Here is a 16,408-nt window from a genome sequence, read left to right as displayed (position 1 = left end):
CGACAGTCCTCGGCAATTACCGAAGTTCCTGTTCGACTACGACCTGCTCAGGAGTTCCTTTGGCACGGCAATTTCGCACCCACCGCCCCGCCGGATCGCCGGCGCGGGCGGCCTTCGCATCGACCACCGCCGCGCTGGCTCTATTGCTGAGCGTCGGCCTCGGGACCGCGACCGCGCGGCCCGTCGGTCCGTTCGACGTCGGCGGCGCCATCGAGGTCGAATACGACCAGGTGGGCGGTCCGGTATCGCTCGGCGATCCGACCGGCCCCGAACTCGACGCCGCCAATGGCGGTCGTTACCAGACCTTCGAGCGCAATGCCTCGATTTACTGGCATCCCGATACCGGCGCCAATGAGATCGGTGGCGCGATCCGCGACAAATGGCGCGACCTCGGCTGGGAAACCGGAGTGCTGCGCTACCCCGTCACCCGTCAGCAAGCCACACCGACGGGATTCGGTGCCTACAACATTTTCCAGGGCGGGTCCATCTATTGGTCCGTCGGCACCGCCGCACACCAGATCGGCGGCGCGATCCGCGATAAATGGGCCGCCTACGGATGGGAGAGCGGCACGCTCGGGTTCCCGCTCACCGACGAGGCCGCCGCACACAAGGACAACGGGCGCTACAACCTGTTCCCCGGTGGCGCGATCTACTGGTCCGCACGTACGGGAGCGCACGTCGTCTGGGGGGCGATCCGCGACCTGTGGGTCTCCAATGGCGCGGAATCCGGGCGCTACGGGCTCCCGACGGGCGAGGAATACGACTATGAGGGCGGCAAGGCACAGGATTTCCAGGGCGGCCGGATCACTTGGCAGCCCTGACGAAATCGAGCCGATGCGGTGGGCGCTTCCATTGCCCACCGCATTTCGTCAAATCGCCGGTCAGGTCAGGCTTCCCTGGTAACAGAGGCCAGCGGAGCGCGTCGACGGTCCTGGGCGTGGTGAATCGGGATCGAAGGTCCAATCCGAAATTGGACCGGCGGCCTGCCAATAGAGGGCACCGTTTCCATCGGCGACCACACGGTACACATCGTCCGCGCCGTCGATGAGCTGCCTCGCCGAGACGGTCCCCGCGCCGAACTCCAGACCGCCCGCGGTGACCGCGGCGGTGGCGAGCAGAGTGAATGCCATTGTCTTCGATGACTCGCGCAGTGTCGATGTTGCCGTCATTGTCAGCACGTCTTCGCGTGGGTGCGGCATACGGTCCAACCGTCGCCGTCGGCGCGCGGTACCCGCGTCCACGTCGCCGCGCCGGTGGGCCGGTTCCCGGTGGCGTCCTGCTCGGCACCGCTCTGGCTACGGTACTCGCGCAGATTGTTCTGATGTTCGTTGCGCCGCAAGGAATTCTGCGGGGTGTGGTGGTAGCCGAACGGATCGATGTGATGCCAGCCGGTGGTGTCGCGACCGCTCGAACCGCGGCTGTTCGAATGGTCCGAGCGCGCGCCAGGGTCCGCGAACGCCTCCCCCGCACCGATCACGGTGCCAACGGTGACCGCGCCGACGAACAGCGCGAGCGTTTTCATCCTCGACCCAGTTCGCCTGGCGCTTGCGAATGTTCGACTCGTGGTGGTCGATCTCGCCGGGAGTACACGTCGCATCATGGCCCCTTTGCCTCGCTGCTCGAACTACTGACTCAAACAGTAGATCAAGAACCTGAGAAGTTTCAGCGCCATGTCCAACAGGGAATTTAGGGCAATATGTGACTACTGACACGTATGCGAGTAGTAGATATCGCCGTGTCATCGACCGAAACGCGATCCCGTGCGCAACTGGGCACCTCGTCCCGAGCGGGTGCCGTTCTTCGTCGAGCTGGCGGAGGTGACGACGCAGGAGATCGCGGCCAACCGCCGCGCCTGAGTGTCCATCCGCCGAGCCGTGCCGAAAATATTTCCGTGCGGGAATAGCTGTGCCCGGGATACGTTGCTTCCCGGTAGTTAGTGAAGCGAACGAGAGGGGCCCGCAGGTGGCAACCGAGGCAGTGGAGTCGTCTATCGGTTTGCGATCGGATCGGGGCGCTATCCTTGCTTCGCTGATGCTCGCGACGGGGCTGGTCGCGCTGGATTCCACGATCATCGCGACCGCGGTGCTGACCATCACCGACAACCTCGGCGGCTTCTCGCAATTCCCCTGGCTGTTCTCGATTTACCTACTGACACAAGCGGTTACCGTCCCGGTGTACGGCAAGGTTGCCGATACGGTCGGACGCAAGCCGGTGATCCTGTTCGGGATCGCGGTCTTCGCGCTCGGTTCGCTGCTGTGCGGTGTGGCCACGAGCATGGTGGGGCTCATCATCTTCCGCGCCGTGCAGGGGATCGGTGCGGGCGCCATCATGCCGATGACGATGACCATCGCGGGCGATCTGTACACGCTGACCGAGCGCGCCAAGGTGCAGGGCTATCTGGCCAGTGTGTGGGCGATTTCGGCGGTGGTCGGACCGCTGCTCGGCGGGGTGTTCGCCGAATACATCAGCTGGCGGTGGATCTTCCTGATCAATATTCCGCTGGCCGCGCTGGCCGGTTGGATGCTGGTGCGCAGCTTCCACGAAACCACGCCACGGCGTGAACAGCGCGTCGACTATCTCGGTGCGGCGCTACTGACCGTCGGCGCGGGGGCTTTGATTCTCGGATTGCTCGAGGGCGGGCAGGCGTGGGCTTGGTCCTCGCCCACCAGTATCGCCATCTTCGGCGGTGGCGCGCTGGTGCTGGTGCTGTTCGCTGTAGTGGAGCGCCGCGCCACGAATCCGATTCTGCCGCTGTGGGTTTTCACGCGCCGGGTTATTATCGCGAGCAGTCTGGTCTCGGTGCTAGTCGGTGCGATTCTGCTCGGATTGACCTCGTATGTACCGACTTTCACCCAGGGTGTGCTCGGCACCGGGGCGTTGATCGCCGGTCTGACCGTCGGCGCGCTCACGCTCGGCTGGCCGCTGGCCGCCTCGCAGGCCGGAAAGGTGTACCTGCGCGTCGGATTTCGCGCGACCGCGCTGATCGGCAGCACGCTCGCCACCTTCGGCGCCGCGACCACGCTGCTCATCGATGAGAATTCCCCGCTGATCCAGATCGCCGCCTCCTGTTTCCTGATCGGCACCGGCATGGGTCTGGTCGCCACACCTACATTGATCGCGGCCCAGACCACGGCGGAGTGGACCGAGCGCGGCGTGGTCACCTCGGCGAATATGTTCGCCCGGTCATTGGGCAGTGCGGTCGGTGTCGCGGTATTCGGCGCGATCGTCAACTCGCGCGTCGGCAACACCGACCATCCGGCTCCGGCGCTGCTGTCCTCGGCGGTGCATCTGGTTTTCGTAGCGGTCGCCGCGATGGCTGTGGTCATGGTGATCGCGTCCGCGATGATGCCGCGACGAGGCGCGAATACCGCCTAGGACTTGCCGCACCCGACGAACACCGAGTGATCGGTCAGCACTCACGCTACGGAGCAGTACGCCGATCGGCGATTTCGGTCAGCGTGCGAGCACGTTGTTCAGCGGGCAGTTCTTCAGCGGCGGCGCGGACCTCGTCGATCGCGGATTCGGAGAGCACGTCCAGTGTGCGGCGATATTCCGGCCACAGATCGTATTCGGCTGTGGCCCTCAGCATTTCGGTGAGTTTGTCGCGCGATGCCAGGTTGACGAAGCGTTCCAGCTGCGCGGGGTCGTCGACGAGGAAGGCCGAGCGCACGAGTGCGACCCCGTCGAGGGCCGCCTCGGTGGCGCGGGCCGCCTTATCGGAGATCGAGGCGACCAGGTCGCCGAGGGTGATCCAATCCTCCCGTGCGGCAAGCTCTTTGCCGACGGCGATCACGGTCGCCTCGGGCAGTCCACCGATGATGGCCGCCGAATGGCGCGGATCGAGCCGCGCGGCGATATCGGCGAGAAAGTCGACCGGCAGTCGTTTGGCGACGTCGACCGCGTGCGCCGGATCGAGCACGCCCGACATCCGGGCCGCGAGCAGCGCACCGCGGCTGCGCGCCACCATCTTCGCGGTGATCGCGGTCGGAATCACCTTGGACGCCTGGGCAACCCGATGCAATCCGGCAACTTGCCCCTCGATGAACAGATCGGTGACCTGGCGGCGGAATTCGCGCAGGTCCGCATCGGGCACCTCGACGAGATAGGTGAGCTGTTCGGCCGGAACACCCAGCGTCCGTGCGAGTTTCAGCAACTGGACGGTATTTCCCGGATCCGTCACAGTCCGGCCGCCTTCTTCACCGCGCCGCGCAGCAGGCGCGGTAGGAAGTCGAGCATTCCCAAGGCCGCGGCCTTGAGTTCACCGGCCTGGCGCCATTGGGCGTCCACGATCGCCTGGGCGAGTTCGGCCTGGACCTCTGGGGCAAGGGCGGCGATGCCCGGAGGTAGGTCACCGGGTATCAGCTCCACCAGCGTCTGCTCTGTCATCGTTACCTCCGAGGGTGCATCGGATTCGCCGTCATGATCACAGTGGGACGTTTCGCGTCTCAATGCTAGGAACCAGCGATCGGGGCATGTCGTTCGGGGCCATTGACGGCGTGGTTCGCCGGTCATAACGTCGGATCACACGACCGAGTCATCGGTCACGGGTGGATCGGGTGGTCGCCATGGGTCTCGAACGCACGGTCGACGTCGCGGTGATCGGGGGTGGCCTGGCCGGGTTGTCGGCGGCCGGGCGGTTGCACCGCGACGGACTCGAGGTGCTGGTCGTCGAGGCGCGCGATCGTGTCGGTGGTCGCACGCTGAACCATCCGATCGGGGATGGCAAGATCGTGGAGGTCGGTGGGCAGTGGGTCGGTCCCGGACAGGATCGGGTGCTCGCGCTGATCGACGAATTGGGGCTGGAGACCTTTCCCACCTATACCGACGGTCGGCATTTGTTCGAGCATCGTGGGAAGCTGCGGCACTACCGCGGTCGGATTCCGCTGATCGCCTCTCCTGCCCTGCTCGAGGCGTTCATCGGGCTGCGGCGGTTGGATCGGATGTCGCGGTCGGTGCCCGCCGCCGCACCGTGGTCGGCGACCCGGGCACGTCAGTGGGATAGCGAGACCGTCGAATCGTGGATGCGGCGCAACTTGCGTTCCGATGTCGCGCGGCGGGCCATCACGATGGTCTGTAAGGCGGTGTGGGCCGCCGATCCGGCCGATGTGTCGCTACTGCATCTGCTGGCCTACCTCAATGCCGGTGGCGGTGTGGATCCGATGATCGAAACCGAGGGCGGCGCACAGCAAACTCGGATCGTGGGTGGCTCCCAGCGGATCGCGCTGGCACTGGCCGAGCAGTTGGGCGATCGGGTGCTGCTGAACACACCGGTCCGCGAGATCGAGCAGACCAATGGCGCCGTCACCGTGCACAGCGAGGACACTCGTATCCTGGCCCGCCGGGTCATCGTGGCGATGAGTCCGGCGTTGGCGGGTCGGCTCGTCTACTCCCCCGCACTGCCCGCCGACCGCGACCAGCTCACCCAGCGCATGCCGAACGGTTCGGTGATCAAGACCATGGCCGTGTACGACACGCCTTTCTGGCGTGCCGATGGATTGTCCGGTCAGGTCACCGCCGCCACGGGACCGGTGAAGGTCACCTTCGACAACTCGCCACCCGACGGAAATCCCGGCGTGCTGCTGGCCTTCTTGGAAGGCGGCGATGCCCGGCGGCTGGGCCGCTATCCGGTCGCGGAGCGGCGCGATATCGTGATCTCCAGCCTGACAAGGTTTTTCGGGCCGGCGGCAGCCACGCCCATCGACTACATCGAGAAGGACTGGTCCGCCGACGAGTGGACCCGCGGCTGCTACGGAGCCTTTGCACCGCCCAATACCTGGACCGAATACGGCCCCGCCCTACGTGCGCCGGTCGGCCGAATCCATTGGGCCGGAGCCGAAACCGCGACGATCTGGATGGGCTATATGGACGGGGCCATTCGTTCGGGCGAACGCGCCGCCGCCGAGATCACCGCGCTGCTCGGCGGAACTCGGCCCGCCACCGTTGCGTCTGCGGGTCCCGGTCGATAGCCACCGCCCGAAGCCCGTCGGCGGCAAACGAATTGATCTCCGACGGCGTGAGCGGCCACGGCGGCCCGCTTACTTCCTCGCCCTCGGCCCGGAACCCGGAAATCACGATCAATTGTCCATCCGGAGCCACGGTCCGCCGGATATTGGCAATCGCGGTGTCGCGCACAGATACCGGCATCGACTGCACCGTAATCGCCTCGACCACCAAATCGAATCCCCCCTGCCAGGCGGCAGGCAGAGCCAGCAGATCGGCCGCCACATAGGTCACCGGTGTCTCCGGAAACCTTTGGCGCACTTCACCGATCGCCGTCGGCGAGATATCGAAGGCGGTGGTCTCGAATCCGAGCCTCGCGATGTACTCCGCATCCTGCCCATATCCACAGCCGATCACCAACGCGCGCCGCCCGGCACCGTCCACCTCGCGCCGCTCGGCCCACTCGACCACTATCGGGTTCGGCTGATCCCGATCCCAGGGCACAATGGCGTCCCCGCTGGCAGCTTCCGCATACAGTCGCTCGAACCAACCGGTCGGGTCGCCCTCGGCGAGTGAATCCGCGGCCAGCCTGCTGGCATCCGCATCTCGGTTCAAGGCCATCGCACCAGTCTCGCACGCACTCTCGATCGGGCCCGCCGCGCCGAGACTGCCGGAGTCTCAGAAGCGGCCACGCCGGAAGGCTTCGGCGACTTCGGCCCGCTCGATCAGTATTTCGCGGCGACGGGCCGTCATGGTTTCGGCCAGCGAGGTACCCGCGACGAATGCCCGGTAGAGGGCGGCGGCGTCTTCGATCGCGTCGCGGGCACCGACACCAGCAGCGGGTGTGATGGCGTGATCGGCGTCGCCACACAGGAGTACATCGTCTAGAGGCGGGCGGGGATGGGTCAGCGGCACATCACGCGCATTGGTGACGTGCACGGTGTCGGTGACCGCGAGTAGCGCGTCGATCAGTCCCGGAATGGCCGGGAGTGCGGCGTGGATCTGGTCGGCCCAGGCCTCGACAGGATGAAAGCCGATGTCCGCCACCGAAATCGGCGGACGCCGAATCCGGGCGAACCATACCGCCGTCTCGTCGTTCCACTGATGTCCGAAGGCGTCGGTCGGCCGCGCGTTGCCAGCGCGATGGAAGTGCAGCACCGACTGCTCGGTGGGCAGGGTGACCGGGGCGGTGGTGACACCGTAGATGACCACCTGACCCGCATAGACCGCGGGCCGGTCGGGTTCGAGGCGAGCACGGACGAGCGAGTCGATACCGTCCGCGGCGATCACCGGCCCATCCGGTGTCGCTGATTCGCCTGCGACCCATAGCATTCCACGCGAGACATCCAGGTCGGTGACCGGCCGGTCGTAGTGGACGCGCGCCCCCGTATCGTGCGCGAAGTCGGTGAGCACTCGCATCAGATCCGGGCGGAAGTAGAGCCGCCGACCGTCGCCGGGTAGCGCCCGGTACCCGGCGACATCGTGTAGACCGAGCGCGCGCACCTCCTGCGAGGCGGCGGACAGTTCCTCGGCGTCGACGCCGAGCTCGCCCATCGCCTCGTGCGCCCGTCTGTCGAGGGTGAGAAACGCGCCGGTACCGACCGCGGATCGCCGTTCGTACACGGTGACCGGAATCCCTTCGCGCGCAAGGGCTCCGGCGAGTACCGTGCCTGCGATGCCGCCGCCGACGATCGTGACCATATGCCTCCTCAGACGGTATCGGTGACCACGCCGCCCTTGCCGAGCTTCGTCATCGCGACGTAGCCACCGCAGACCAGCAGGCCCCAGACCGCTCCGACAATAATCGCGGTACGCCCACTCTCGGTCCAGAACAGCAGGACCACAACCAAACCGAGGAAGGCCAGCGCCAGCCACGTGGTGACCGGAGCGCCGGGCAGGCGGTAGTCGCTGGCGGGTAGCTCACCTCGGCCGACCTTCGCGCGATAGATCAAGTGGCAGACCAGGATCACGCCCCATACGAAGATGATGCCGATGGTGGAGACGGAGGTGATGTAGTTGAACGCCTTATCCGGCGAGATCACGTTGACGATCACACCGATGACCATCGCGGCCGCCGAGGCGATGATGCCGACATACGGCACGGCACGCGAACTGAGCTTGTTCAGCCGCGCGGGCGCCTCCCCGTGCAGTGACAGGGTGCGCAGCATGCGGCCGGTCGAGTAGATACCCGAATTACACGACGACAGCGCCGCGGTGAGCAGTACGAAGTTGATAATGCCCGCGGCACCGGGAATGCCGATCTGCTGGAACACCTCGACGAACGGGCTCTTGCCCGCATGGAAGTTGCGCCAGCTGGCGACCGACATGATCACCAGGAGTGCGCCGATGTAGAACAGGCCGATACGAAAGGGCAGCGTATTGATCGCCTTGCGCAGGGTCTTGCGAGGCTCGCGCGCCTCCCCCGCCGTCACACCGACCAATTCGACACCGACATAGGCGAACAGCACGATCTGCAGCACCAGCAGCGATTGCCCGAACCCGTTCGGGAACACTCCGCCGTCGGCCCACAAATTGGTCACCGTCGGGTTCGCGGCATGACCGAAGCCGATCGTCAGCACCCCGATGCCGATCAGGATCATCGCGATGATCGCGGTGACCTTGATGGCGGAGAACCAGAATTCGCCCTCACCGAACAATCGCACCGAGATCAGGTTGGCGCCGAACATGACCGCCAGCACCACCAGCGCGGTGATCCACGGTTCGATATCGAACCAGTACTGCACGTATTTCCCAGCAACGGTGATCTCGGCCATGCAAGTGGCGACCCACACTGCCCAGTAGGACCAGCCGGTGACAAATCCCGCGAACCGCCCGAGGAATTCGTGCGCGTACTCGGCGAAACTGCCCGAGATCGGCCGGTAGGTCAGCAACTCCCCGAGCGCACGCATGATCACGAAGATGGCCAGACCCGCTGCGAGATAGGCCAGGATCAGCGCGGGTCCGGCCTGTTCGATCGCGCCGCCCGCGCCATAGAACAGGCCGGTGCCGATCGCACCGCCGATCGCGATCATCTGAATAGTCCGCGGGCTCAGCCCCCGGGAGTAACCTTCCTCGCCGGATCCGGCCGAATCGGTAGGCGCCGCATCAGCTCGTAGCTGACGGTCAGAGGCTGTCATCGATGGTGCAGTCCTTCCCGGTGGTGCTCGAGATCGATCAGCCCGCCACGCTACCGGTACACCTTTTCATCGGCCGTCATGGTGTATGGCTGCCTGTCCGCACGGATAAATGGGTGTCGTGGCGAACCGCGACGGATGACGCAAGCCCGCTCGGTCCACGATCCGGTGTTCAACTTTCTCGATGGCAACCGCTCCAGGTTCAGCGCAGACGGAAGCCGTGATTTGCCAGAGAGTCGCGAAGGCGGTGGCGGCCGTTGAGGCTGGCGGCGGAAGCCAGTCGGGTCAGGACGCGTTCGGTCCAGGAGTGGGACAGCTGTTGTTCGGCGTAGAAGGCGGCGATTCGGGATTCGTAGGTGGCGACGTGGGCGCGCTGGGTCGGCAGGTCGTAGGTTTCCCGGTGCAGGACCGCCGGTTGCGGCAGGCGCGGTTTGATGCGGGCGTCCTCGGTCGGATCGGGGTGTCCGACAACGAGCCCGAAGACGGCGAAGACCTGCTCGGGCAGTTTCAGTTCAGCGGCAACCTCTTCCGGGTTGTTGCGGATCGCGCCGATGAAAACGGTGCCGAGGCCGAGGGATTCCGCGGCGATGACGGCGTTCTGCGCGGCGAGAGCGGCGTCGATGAAACCGACGTAGCTCGATTCCAGGTAGTCGGCACCGACAAGAGGCGCCTCGTGGTCCTCGGCGAGTTGACGGAGCCTGGCGAAGTCGGCGGTCCACACCAGCAACACGGGGGCCTGTTCGATATGCGCCTGCCCACCGGCCAGCGTGGCCAGGCGCGACTTGCGCGCCGGATCGCGCACCGCGATAACGCTCCACACCTGCAGATTGGCGGAGGTCGGCGCGGATTGGGCCGCCGAGATCAGCAGACGCAGGGTGTCGTCGGAAACCTCGTCGGCAAGGTAGCGGCGCACCGAGCGGTGCTCGTGCAGGACCTGCAACACCGGATTCCACTGCGCGGGCTCGGTCGGATTCGGATCCCGATAGCGCTGCTGGATGGTCTGCTGGGCGATCGGCACGGTCTGTGTCATGTCGATAATCCTGTGACATCCACGGCTCGCGCGTCTGCGGTAACCCTCAGCATGAACCGAACCGGGTACGGTTGGTAAGGCAAGCCTAATTAGCGATTGTGGAGGTTACCTTGGCACGACCCCGTACCACCCTGACGGTGCAGCGCACGGAGCGACTGACACCGCATCTGATTCGGGTGTATTTCGGCGGACCGGGATTCGCCGCGTTCCGGCCGAGCGAGTTCACCGATTCGTATGTGAAGTTCATATTTCCGCGCGATGGGATCGACGTGCTGCGTACCTATACCGTGCGCTCGGTCGATTCGGACGCCGGCGAGTTGGCCGTGGACTTCGTCTACCACGGCGATGAGGGCATTGCCGGACCGTGGGCGGCCTCGGTGCTACCAGGTGCGACCATCGACTGTTTCGGACCAGGTGGGGCCTATGCGCCGCGTGCCGATGCGGACTGGCATCTGCTGGCCGGTGACGAGGCGGCGTTGCCCGCCATCGCGGCCGCATTGGAGGGTATGAGCGCCGATGCGGTCGGGCAGGCGTTCGTCGAGGTGGCCGGGCCCGATGACGAGCTGAAATTGGATAAGCCGTCCGGTGTCGAGTTGACCTGGCTGCATCGCGGCGAGCGCGAGCCCGGGGATGTACTGGCCGAAGCCGTGCGGGCCGCGCCGTGGCGCGACGGGCAGGTGCAGGTGTTCATCCACGGCGAGGCCAGAGCGGTCATGCAGGATCTGCGTCGCTATGTCCGGCGTGATCGCGGCGTATCGGCCGAGTGGGCGGCCTCGATCTCCGGCTACTGGCGGCGCGGCCGGACCGAGGAAGGCTTCCGCGAGTGGAAGGCCGAGTTCAAGGCCAGCGAAACCGCGGCGACGCCATAACGACCGAAATCCCATGGCCGACCGGATGTTCGCCGATCGCCATGGGATTCCGTGGTGTCGCTACGGCTGATTCGCGCGCAGCGCCTCCTGCACGAACTGCGTCGTGTAGGTCTTCGACAGATCGATGCGGTCCCGGACCGGGCGCACGTTCTTCGAGTATTCGCCGAGCACATTCAGAACATTCTCGGCGCCTTCGGGTTTCATCAGGCCGGTGCCGTTGAACATGCCGACCGAGTCGCGGATGGATTGCACGTAGAGATCCCGGCCCGCACTCGCGTACTGCGACGGCATCTTGTCCGCGATCTCCTCCGCGGTGTGCGTCTTGATCCACCGCAGCGTCTGCACGAAAGCGGTCGCGATCTTCTGCACGACATCCGGATGCGCCTCCACGGTGTCACACCGCATGTACAGCGACGACGCCGGATACAGCCCACCCAGTGCGGCGCGGGTGCCCTCCTCGGTGCGCATATCCACCAGGACCTTCGCCTCCCCGGAGTTCACCATGGTGGCGACCGTCGGATCGGTGGTCATTCCGGCATCAATGCCATTGTGGTTCATACCAGCGATAAAGGTCTGGCCCGCACCGACTTTCACGCGCGTGTAGTCGGCGGTGGTCAGGCCGGCCTGCCCGGTGAGCGCCTGGGTGAGGAAATCGGTCGATGAGCCGAGCGAGGTCACGCCCAGGTTCTTACCGCGCAGATCCGCCATCGAGGTGATGGTGGCGGCATCGGCCTTGGAGACGAGTTCCACTTCCCCTGGTACATCGGCGAATTGGACCACCGAGGTGAGGCACTGCTCCTTGGCCTGCAGGTCGATGGTGTGGTCGTAGAAGCCGACCACGGCCTGCACATCGCCGGTGAGCAGCGCGGTTTCGGCACTGGCGCCGGACTGTTCACCGAGCAGTTCGACGTCGATATCGTTCTGCTCGAAGTAGCCGAGGCGCTGGGTCAGCATGGCGGGCAGGTAGATCACCTTCTCCAGACCACCGACCATAATGGTGATCTGGGGCCGCCCGTTCGCCATCGGAATGGTGCGCGAATCCCGGCAACCGGTCGCCAGCAGCAGTGCCGCGATGACCCCGACAATGACCGCTAGGTGCTTGACGTACCTCATGCTCAGATCCCGTGGTTCGAGGTCGCCTGCGATGGACGCCATTTCAGCAATCGGCCCTCCGCAACGCCGATCGCCCATTCGGCGAGTAGCGCGATAACGGTGATGATGATCATGCCCGCGTAGATGCCCGCCGAGTCGAAGGTGCCCTGGGCATTGCTGATGAGCAGACCCAAACCCTTACTGGCACCGGCATATTCGCCGACGACCGCACCGATCAGCGCGAAACCGAATGCGGTGTGCAGGCTGGACAGGATCCAGGTGGTCGCGCTTGGCAGCACGATCGAGCTCAGCACCTGACGCTTGCTCGCACCGAGAATACGGGCGTTATTGATGACATTGCCGTCGACCTCGCGTGCACCGGTGAAGGCGTTGAAGAATACGGCGAAGAACACCAGCACGACGACTGTGGCGACCTTCGAGCTGAGCCCGAGACCGAACCAGATGATGAACAGCGACGCCAGCACGATGCGCGGAACGGCGTTGAGCGCCTTGATGAACGGGGCCAGCACCTCGGCCCAGTACCTACTGCGTCCGAGCAGCGTGCCGAGCACGACACCGGCCACCGCGCCGATGACGAAGCCGAGCACCGCTTCCTGCACGGTGGTGTACATCTGCAGCCAGATCGAGCCGAATTGCGTTCCATCGGTGAACCATTCGACCAGACGGTCCCAGATCAGCGAGGGCTTGGAGTAGAAGAACGGGTCGATCCACACCGTGGCGGTGAGCTCCCAAGCGCCGAGCCACACCGCGACCAGCGCGATCCGCAGGCCCCAGGTGCGTAGCCGGTTGCGACGGAGATTGGTCCGCACGCGCGCGAGAATCTGCTCCTCGGTTTCGATTTCGACCTCGGGCGCGGACTGCGCCACATCTTGGAGCACGTTATGCGACACGGGAGGCTCCCTTGCCTCGGGCTGCCTCGACCTGATCGCGCAGCGTTTCCCAGATTTCCTTGTAGATGTCACGGAATTCGTTGGTGAGCCGGACCTCCTCGACATCGCGCGGACGTTCCAGCGAGACCGGGAAGTTCCCGCAGACCGTGGCCGGGCTCGCGGTCATGACGATGACCCGGTCGGCGAGCACAATGGCCTCTTCCAGATCGTGGGTCACGAAGATGACGGCCGCGCCGGTGCCCGCCCAGACGCGCAGCAGTTCGTCCTGCATGAGCTGTCTGGTCTGCACGTCCAAGGCGCTGAACGGTTCATCCATCAGCAGGATCTCGGGATCGTTGACCAGCGTCTGCGCCAGCGCGACGCGCTTGCGCATACCGCCGGAGAGCTGATGCGGGTAGTAGCTCTCGAAGCCGCCGAGACCGACCTTGCGCACCCAGCCGCGGGCCTGCTCGCGCGCCTCGGCTTTGGACTTGCCGCGCAGGCGCGGGCCGAGGGCGACATTATCGATCACGCTCTTCCACGGCAGCACCGCGTCCTGCTGGAACATGTAGCCGATGCCGTCCGGGATGCCGTGGACATCGCTGCCGCGCACCAGCGTCCGCCCGGCCGAGGCCGGTTCCAGCCCCGAGACCAACGACAGCGTCGTCGACTTTCCGCAGCCCGTCGGGCCGACCACGGCGACGAATTCGCCGGGTTGCACCGCGAGGTCGAGATTGCGGACGGCGGTGTGAATGCCGCCGCCGGTGCCGGGGAAGCGCTTCGTCGCGCTCCGCAGCTCGATGAGTGGTTCGGTCATTATTCTTGCTCCTAGCGGATCAGGTAGAGCGAACCTACGTGCGCCGGGTCACACTTCGAGGGTTGTGCGCACAACCGGTGCATACCGCCGATTCGAAGGTTGTGCGCATTCTGCTCACGCACTTGTGCGTGGTTTATGCTGCGGAAATGGCCAGAGCAGGCACCGGGCGGCACGAGGGAGCGAATCCTGTGCCAGCGCGCCCTGCGCAGGCCGGAGCCGAGCGTCGGCGAGGAAGAGTCAGGCGCACGACCGGCCCGGTCCGATTACGCACGCAGGTGCTGTTGCTACAGATCGTGATCGTCACGTTGACCCTCGGCGTCGCGTTCGCCGTGTTCGGCTACGTCAGCGATCGGCGGCTCAACGATCAGTACGGGCAGCGGGCGCTGGCCATCGCGCGGACCATCGCGGCCGATCCACTGGTGCGCGAGGAGGTCGCCAGGTATGCGCCGGGCACCGTGACGCCTGAGCTCCGGCCGCAGCTCACCGCGGGTCCGCTGGAGCGGATCGCGATCGATACGACTCAGCGCACCGGCGCGTTGTTCGTGGTGATAACCGATGACGCGGGCATCCGGCTGGCGCATCCGGATCAGGCGCGGCTGACCGAGCACGTGAGCACGGATCCGTCCGAGGCGCTGGCGGGCCGGGAGATCATCGTCGAGGAGCTCGGCACCCTCGGTCCGTCGGTGCGCGCGAAAGTTCCTGTAGTGGAGGGCGGTTCGAATCGCGTGGTAGGCGCGGTCAGTGTCGGCATCTCGACCGCCGCGATTCGCGGGCAGTTGCTCTCCGATCTGCGCACCGCCGCACTGTTGATCGCCGCGGCGCTACTGGTCGGCATCGCGGGATCGGCATTACTGGCGCGGCGCTGGGGCGGGTTGACCCTCGGGCTCGAACCCGCCGAGCTGGCGGGACTCGTCCAAGGTCAGGCGGCGGTGCTGCACGGCATCGGCCGCGGTGTGCTCGCCGTCGATTCCTCGTGGCGCACAACGTTTGTCAATGACGAGGCGCGTCGATTGCTCGGGATCGGCGCGGATATCGGCAAGCCCGTCGACGAGATCGGTTTGACGCCGCGGGTGCTGGAGGTCTTCCATGCGCTCGACGAACAACCGACGCCCGCCACCATCGGCTCGCATATCGTGGTGGTCGCGGCCCGGCCGGTCACCCGTGAAGGACGCGATCTCGGCGCGGTGCTCACCGTGCGCGATCGCACCGATGTGGAGGCGCTGACCCGCCAGCTCGACGCCGTACAGTCGATGAGCACCGTGCTGCGCGCCCAGCGCCACGAGTTCTCCAATAAGATGCACCTGCTCAGCGGGCTGCTGCACAGCGGACGCACGGAAGAGGCGTCCCATGTCATCGATGAGCTGATCGGCGCGGGACCGCTCGGCGCGGCGACGCCGGGCATCGATGCGATCCACGATGCGTATCTGCAGGCCTTCCTGGCCGCCAAGGCGGCGCATTCGCGAGAGAGCGGCGTCGAACTCGTGCTCGGACCGAATACCTGGGTGGACGGCAACCTCGCCGAACCGGTCGACGTCACCACGGTGCTCGGCAATCTGCTCGACAATGCGATCGAGGCGGCGCGCATCGCCGACAATCCCACCAAACAGGTGGAAGTCGAGCTGATGCAGGAGGATTCGACACTGCACATCACGGTCGCGGACAGCGGCGATGGTGTCGCGCCGGAGATGATCGACACGCTGTTCAACGAGGGCGCCTCGACTCGCGAGGATCACGGCGTGCCCGGTGGGCGCGGTGTCGGGCTCGCACTGATCCGGCAGATCGTCCGCGCGCACGGCGGCGATGTGCGTCTCGCCAGTGCGCACGGCGGCGCTGCACCGCTCACCGGCGCCGAATTCATCGCCCGCATCCCCGGAGTACTCGTAGACAGCGAATTGCCATGGCCGCAACAGATCTGACCGTGCTGGTGGTCGACGACGACTTCCGGGTGGCCAACCTGCACGCCGGAATCGTGGAATCCATCGCGGGTTTCACCGTCGCCGGCACCGCCAATACCCTCGCCGCCGCGCGCGAACTCGATGCCGCCAACACGATCGATTTGGCGCTCGTCGATGTGTATCTGCCAGACGGTTCCGGCGTCGACCTCGTCCGCGAACTGAACTGCGACGCGATGGTGCTGTCGGCGGCCACCGAAAGCACAACCGTCCGAGCGGCATTCGCCGCCGGTGCGCTCGCCTACCTCGTCAAACCCTTCCCGCATACGATGCTCGCCGCCCGCCTGGCCGGATATGCCCGCTACCGCCGCACTCTCGCCGCTCCGCAGATCGATAATGCGGGGATCGAAGCCGCTCTCCAAGCGCTGCGTCCGACCTCGGCACCCGCCACCTCGACCGTTATCGCCTCCCCCACCAAAGACCTTGTCCTGCACACCATCCTCGAGGCCACGGCGCCGCTGTCCGCCGCCGAGGTCGCCACCGCCATCGGCATCTCCCGCGCCACCGCCCAGCGCTACCTCGCTGCCCTTGTCGCCGCGGGCACCGTCCAGATGCGCCTGCGCTACGGCACCACGGGCCGCCCCGAACAGGAGTACACCGCAACACCGCGCCGCTGACCCTGTCGATTTCTCCCCAAATCAGACACACTACTATTAGGCCTGCCTAACCTTATCCTGGTGGGCG

At 65.8% G+C, this 16,408-nt stretch carries 17 protein-coding genes; 6 read left to right on the top strand and 11 right to left on the bottom strand.

The genetic code is table 11. The features are described 5' to 3' along the window. Nucleotides 1-59: 59 nt before the first annotated feature. Nucleotides 60-821: an LGFP repeat-containing protein gene (locus ACQP1G_RS16210; RefSeq protein WP_433204575.1), complete on the top strand. Its 762-nt coding sequence runs from the start codon at nt 60-62 to the stop codon at nt 819-821. A gap of 60 nt (nt 822-881) precedes the next feature. Here the strand turns inward: ACQP1G_RS16210 and ACQP1G_RS16205 are convergent, their stop codons facing one another. Continuing rightward, nucleotides 882-1,169, bottom strand: coding sequence for a hypothetical protein (locus ACQP1G_RS16205; RefSeq protein ID WP_433204572.1), 288 nt, complete (start codon nt 1,167-1,169; stop codon nt 882-884). Nucleotides 1,170-1,171: 2 nt separating this feature from the next. Further along, nucleotides 1,172-1,522 (bottom strand): hypothetical protein, encoded by a 351-nt coding sequence (locus ACQP1G_RS16200; protein ID WP_433204569.1) that lies wholly within the window; start codon nt 1,520-1,522, stop codon nt 1,172-1,174. Between the two features lie 440 nt (nt 1,523-1,962). On the opposite strand from ACQP1G_RS16200, the gene ACQP1G_RS16195 reads away from it, so the two are divergent. Next, nucleotides 1,963-3,375 (top strand): MDR family MFS transporter, encoded by a 1,413-nt coding sequence (locus ACQP1G_RS16195; protein ID WP_433204566.1) that lies wholly within the window; start codon nt 1,963-1,965, stop codon nt 3,373-3,375. 46 nt (nt 3,376-3,421) lie between these two features. Here the strand turns inward: ACQP1G_RS16195 and ACQP1G_RS16190 are convergent, their stop codons facing one another. Both ACQP1G_RS16190 and ACQP1G_RS16185 read right to left on the bottom strand, forming a co-directional pair. Next, complete coding sequence (locus ACQP1G_RS16190) at nt 3,422-4,180, bottom strand: hypothetical protein (protein ID WP_433204563.1); 759 nt, start codon at nt 4,178-4,180, stop codon at nt 3,422-3,424. Beyond that, a complete protein-coding gene (locus ACQP1G_RS16185) occupies nt 4,177-4,386 on the bottom strand; it encodes a hypothetical protein (RefSeq protein WP_433204560.1) in 210 nt (69 codons plus the stop codon). Before ACQP1G_RS16185 ends, ACQP1G_RS16190 begins: the two co-directional genes overlap by 4 nt. A 179-nt stretch (nt 4,387-4,565) precedes the next feature. On the opposite strand from ACQP1G_RS16185, the gene ACQP1G_RS16180 reads away from it, so the two are divergent. Continuing rightward, entirely contained in the window at nt 4,566-5,966 is a 1,401-nt protein-coding gene (locus ACQP1G_RS16180) for a flavin monoamine oxidase family protein (RefSeq protein WP_433204557.1), read from the top strand. Here the strand turns inward: ACQP1G_RS16180 and ACQP1G_RS16175 are convergent. The 4 genes from ACQP1G_RS16175 to ACQP1G_RS16160 form a co-directional block, all read right to left on the bottom strand. Beyond that, entirely contained in the window at nt 5,905-6,561 is a 657-nt protein-coding gene (locus ACQP1G_RS16175; RefSeq protein ID WP_433204554.1) for a class I SAM-dependent methyltransferase, read from the bottom strand. The genes ACQP1G_RS16180 and ACQP1G_RS16175 overlap by 62 nt on opposite strands. Before the next feature lie 57 nt (nt 6,562-6,618). Then, the gene (locus ACQP1G_RS16170) at nt 6,619-7,641 is read right to left on the bottom strand and encodes an FAD-dependent oxidoreductase (RefSeq protein WP_433204550.1); all 1,023 of its coding nucleotides are present in this window, start codon (nt 7,639-7,641) and stop codon (nt 6,619-6,621) included. Nucleotides 7,642-7,649: 8 nt separating this feature from the next. Continuing rightward, nucleotides 7,650-9,077: an amino acid permease gene (locus tag ACQP1G_RS16165; RefSeq protein WP_433204547.1), complete on the bottom strand. Its 1,428-nt coding sequence runs from the start codon at nt 9,075-9,077 to the stop codon at nt 7,650-7,652. A 199-nt stretch (nt 9,078-9,276) separates the two neighbouring features. Continuing rightward, entirely contained in the window at nt 9,277-10,104 is an 828-nt protein-coding gene (locus tag ACQP1G_RS16160; protein WP_433204544.1) for an NADPH-dependent oxidoreductase, read from the bottom strand. 110 nt (nt 10,105-10,214) lie between these two features. Here ACQP1G_RS16160 and ACQP1G_RS16155 point away from each other — a divergent pair, with 110 nt between their 5' ends. After that, nucleotides 10,215-10,973 carry a siderophore-interacting protein gene (locus tag ACQP1G_RS16155; protein WP_433204541.1) on the top strand — a complete coding sequence of 253 codons (759 nt, stop codon included), beginning with the start codon at nt 10,215-10,217 and terminating at the stop codon, nt 10,971-10,973. Nucleotides 10,974-11,033: 60 nt separating this feature from the next. Here the strand turns inward: ACQP1G_RS16155 and ACQP1G_RS16150 are convergent, their stop codons facing one another. The 3 genes from ACQP1G_RS16150 to ACQP1G_RS16140 are packed head-to-tail and all read right to left on the bottom strand — an operon-like array spanning nt 11,034 to nt 13,772. Further along, nucleotides 11,034-12,086, bottom strand: coding sequence for an ABC transporter substrate-binding protein (locus ACQP1G_RS16150; protein ID WP_433204538.1), 1,053 nt, complete (start codon nt 12,084-12,086; stop codon nt 11,034-11,036). A 2-nt stretch (nt 12,087-12,088) separates the two neighbouring features. Beyond that, on the bottom strand, nt 12,089-12,976 hold the full coding sequence (locus ACQP1G_RS16145; RefSeq protein ID WP_433204535.1) for an ABC transporter permease: 888 nt from the start codon (nt 12,974-12,976) through the stop codon (nt 12,089-12,091). Continuing rightward, complete coding sequence (locus tag ACQP1G_RS16140) at nt 12,966-13,772, bottom strand: ABC transporter ATP-binding protein (RefSeq protein ID WP_433204532.1); 807 nt, start codon at nt 13,770-13,772, stop codon at nt 12,966-12,968. Before ACQP1G_RS16140 ends, ACQP1G_RS16145 begins: the two co-directional genes overlap by 11 nt. Nucleotides 13,773-14,047: 275 nt before the next feature. Between ACQP1G_RS16140 and ACQP1G_RS16135 the strand changes: the two genes are divergently transcribed. Then, on the top strand, nt 14,048-15,688 hold the full coding sequence (locus ACQP1G_RS16135; protein WP_433208548.1) for an ATP-binding protein: 1,641 nt from the start codon (nt 14,048-14,050) through the stop codon (nt 15,686-15,688). Continuing rightward, the gene (locus ACQP1G_RS16130) at nt 15,670-16,341 is read left to right on the top strand and encodes a response regulator (RefSeq protein WP_433204529.1); all 672 of its coding nucleotides are present in this window, start codon (nt 15,670-15,672) and stop codon (nt 16,339-16,341) included. Before ACQP1G_RS16135 ends, ACQP1G_RS16130 begins: the two co-directional genes overlap by 19 nt. Nucleotides 16,342-16,408: the final 67 nt, after the last annotated feature.

The organism is Nocardia sp. CA-107356 (assembly GCF_050946365.1).
Classification (GTDB): domain Bacteria; phylum Actinomycetota; class Actinomycetes; order Mycobacteriales; family Mycobacteriaceae; genus Nocardia.
Note: the sequence above shows the minus strand (reverse complement) of the source record. Positions and strands in the feature narration are given on the sequence as shown.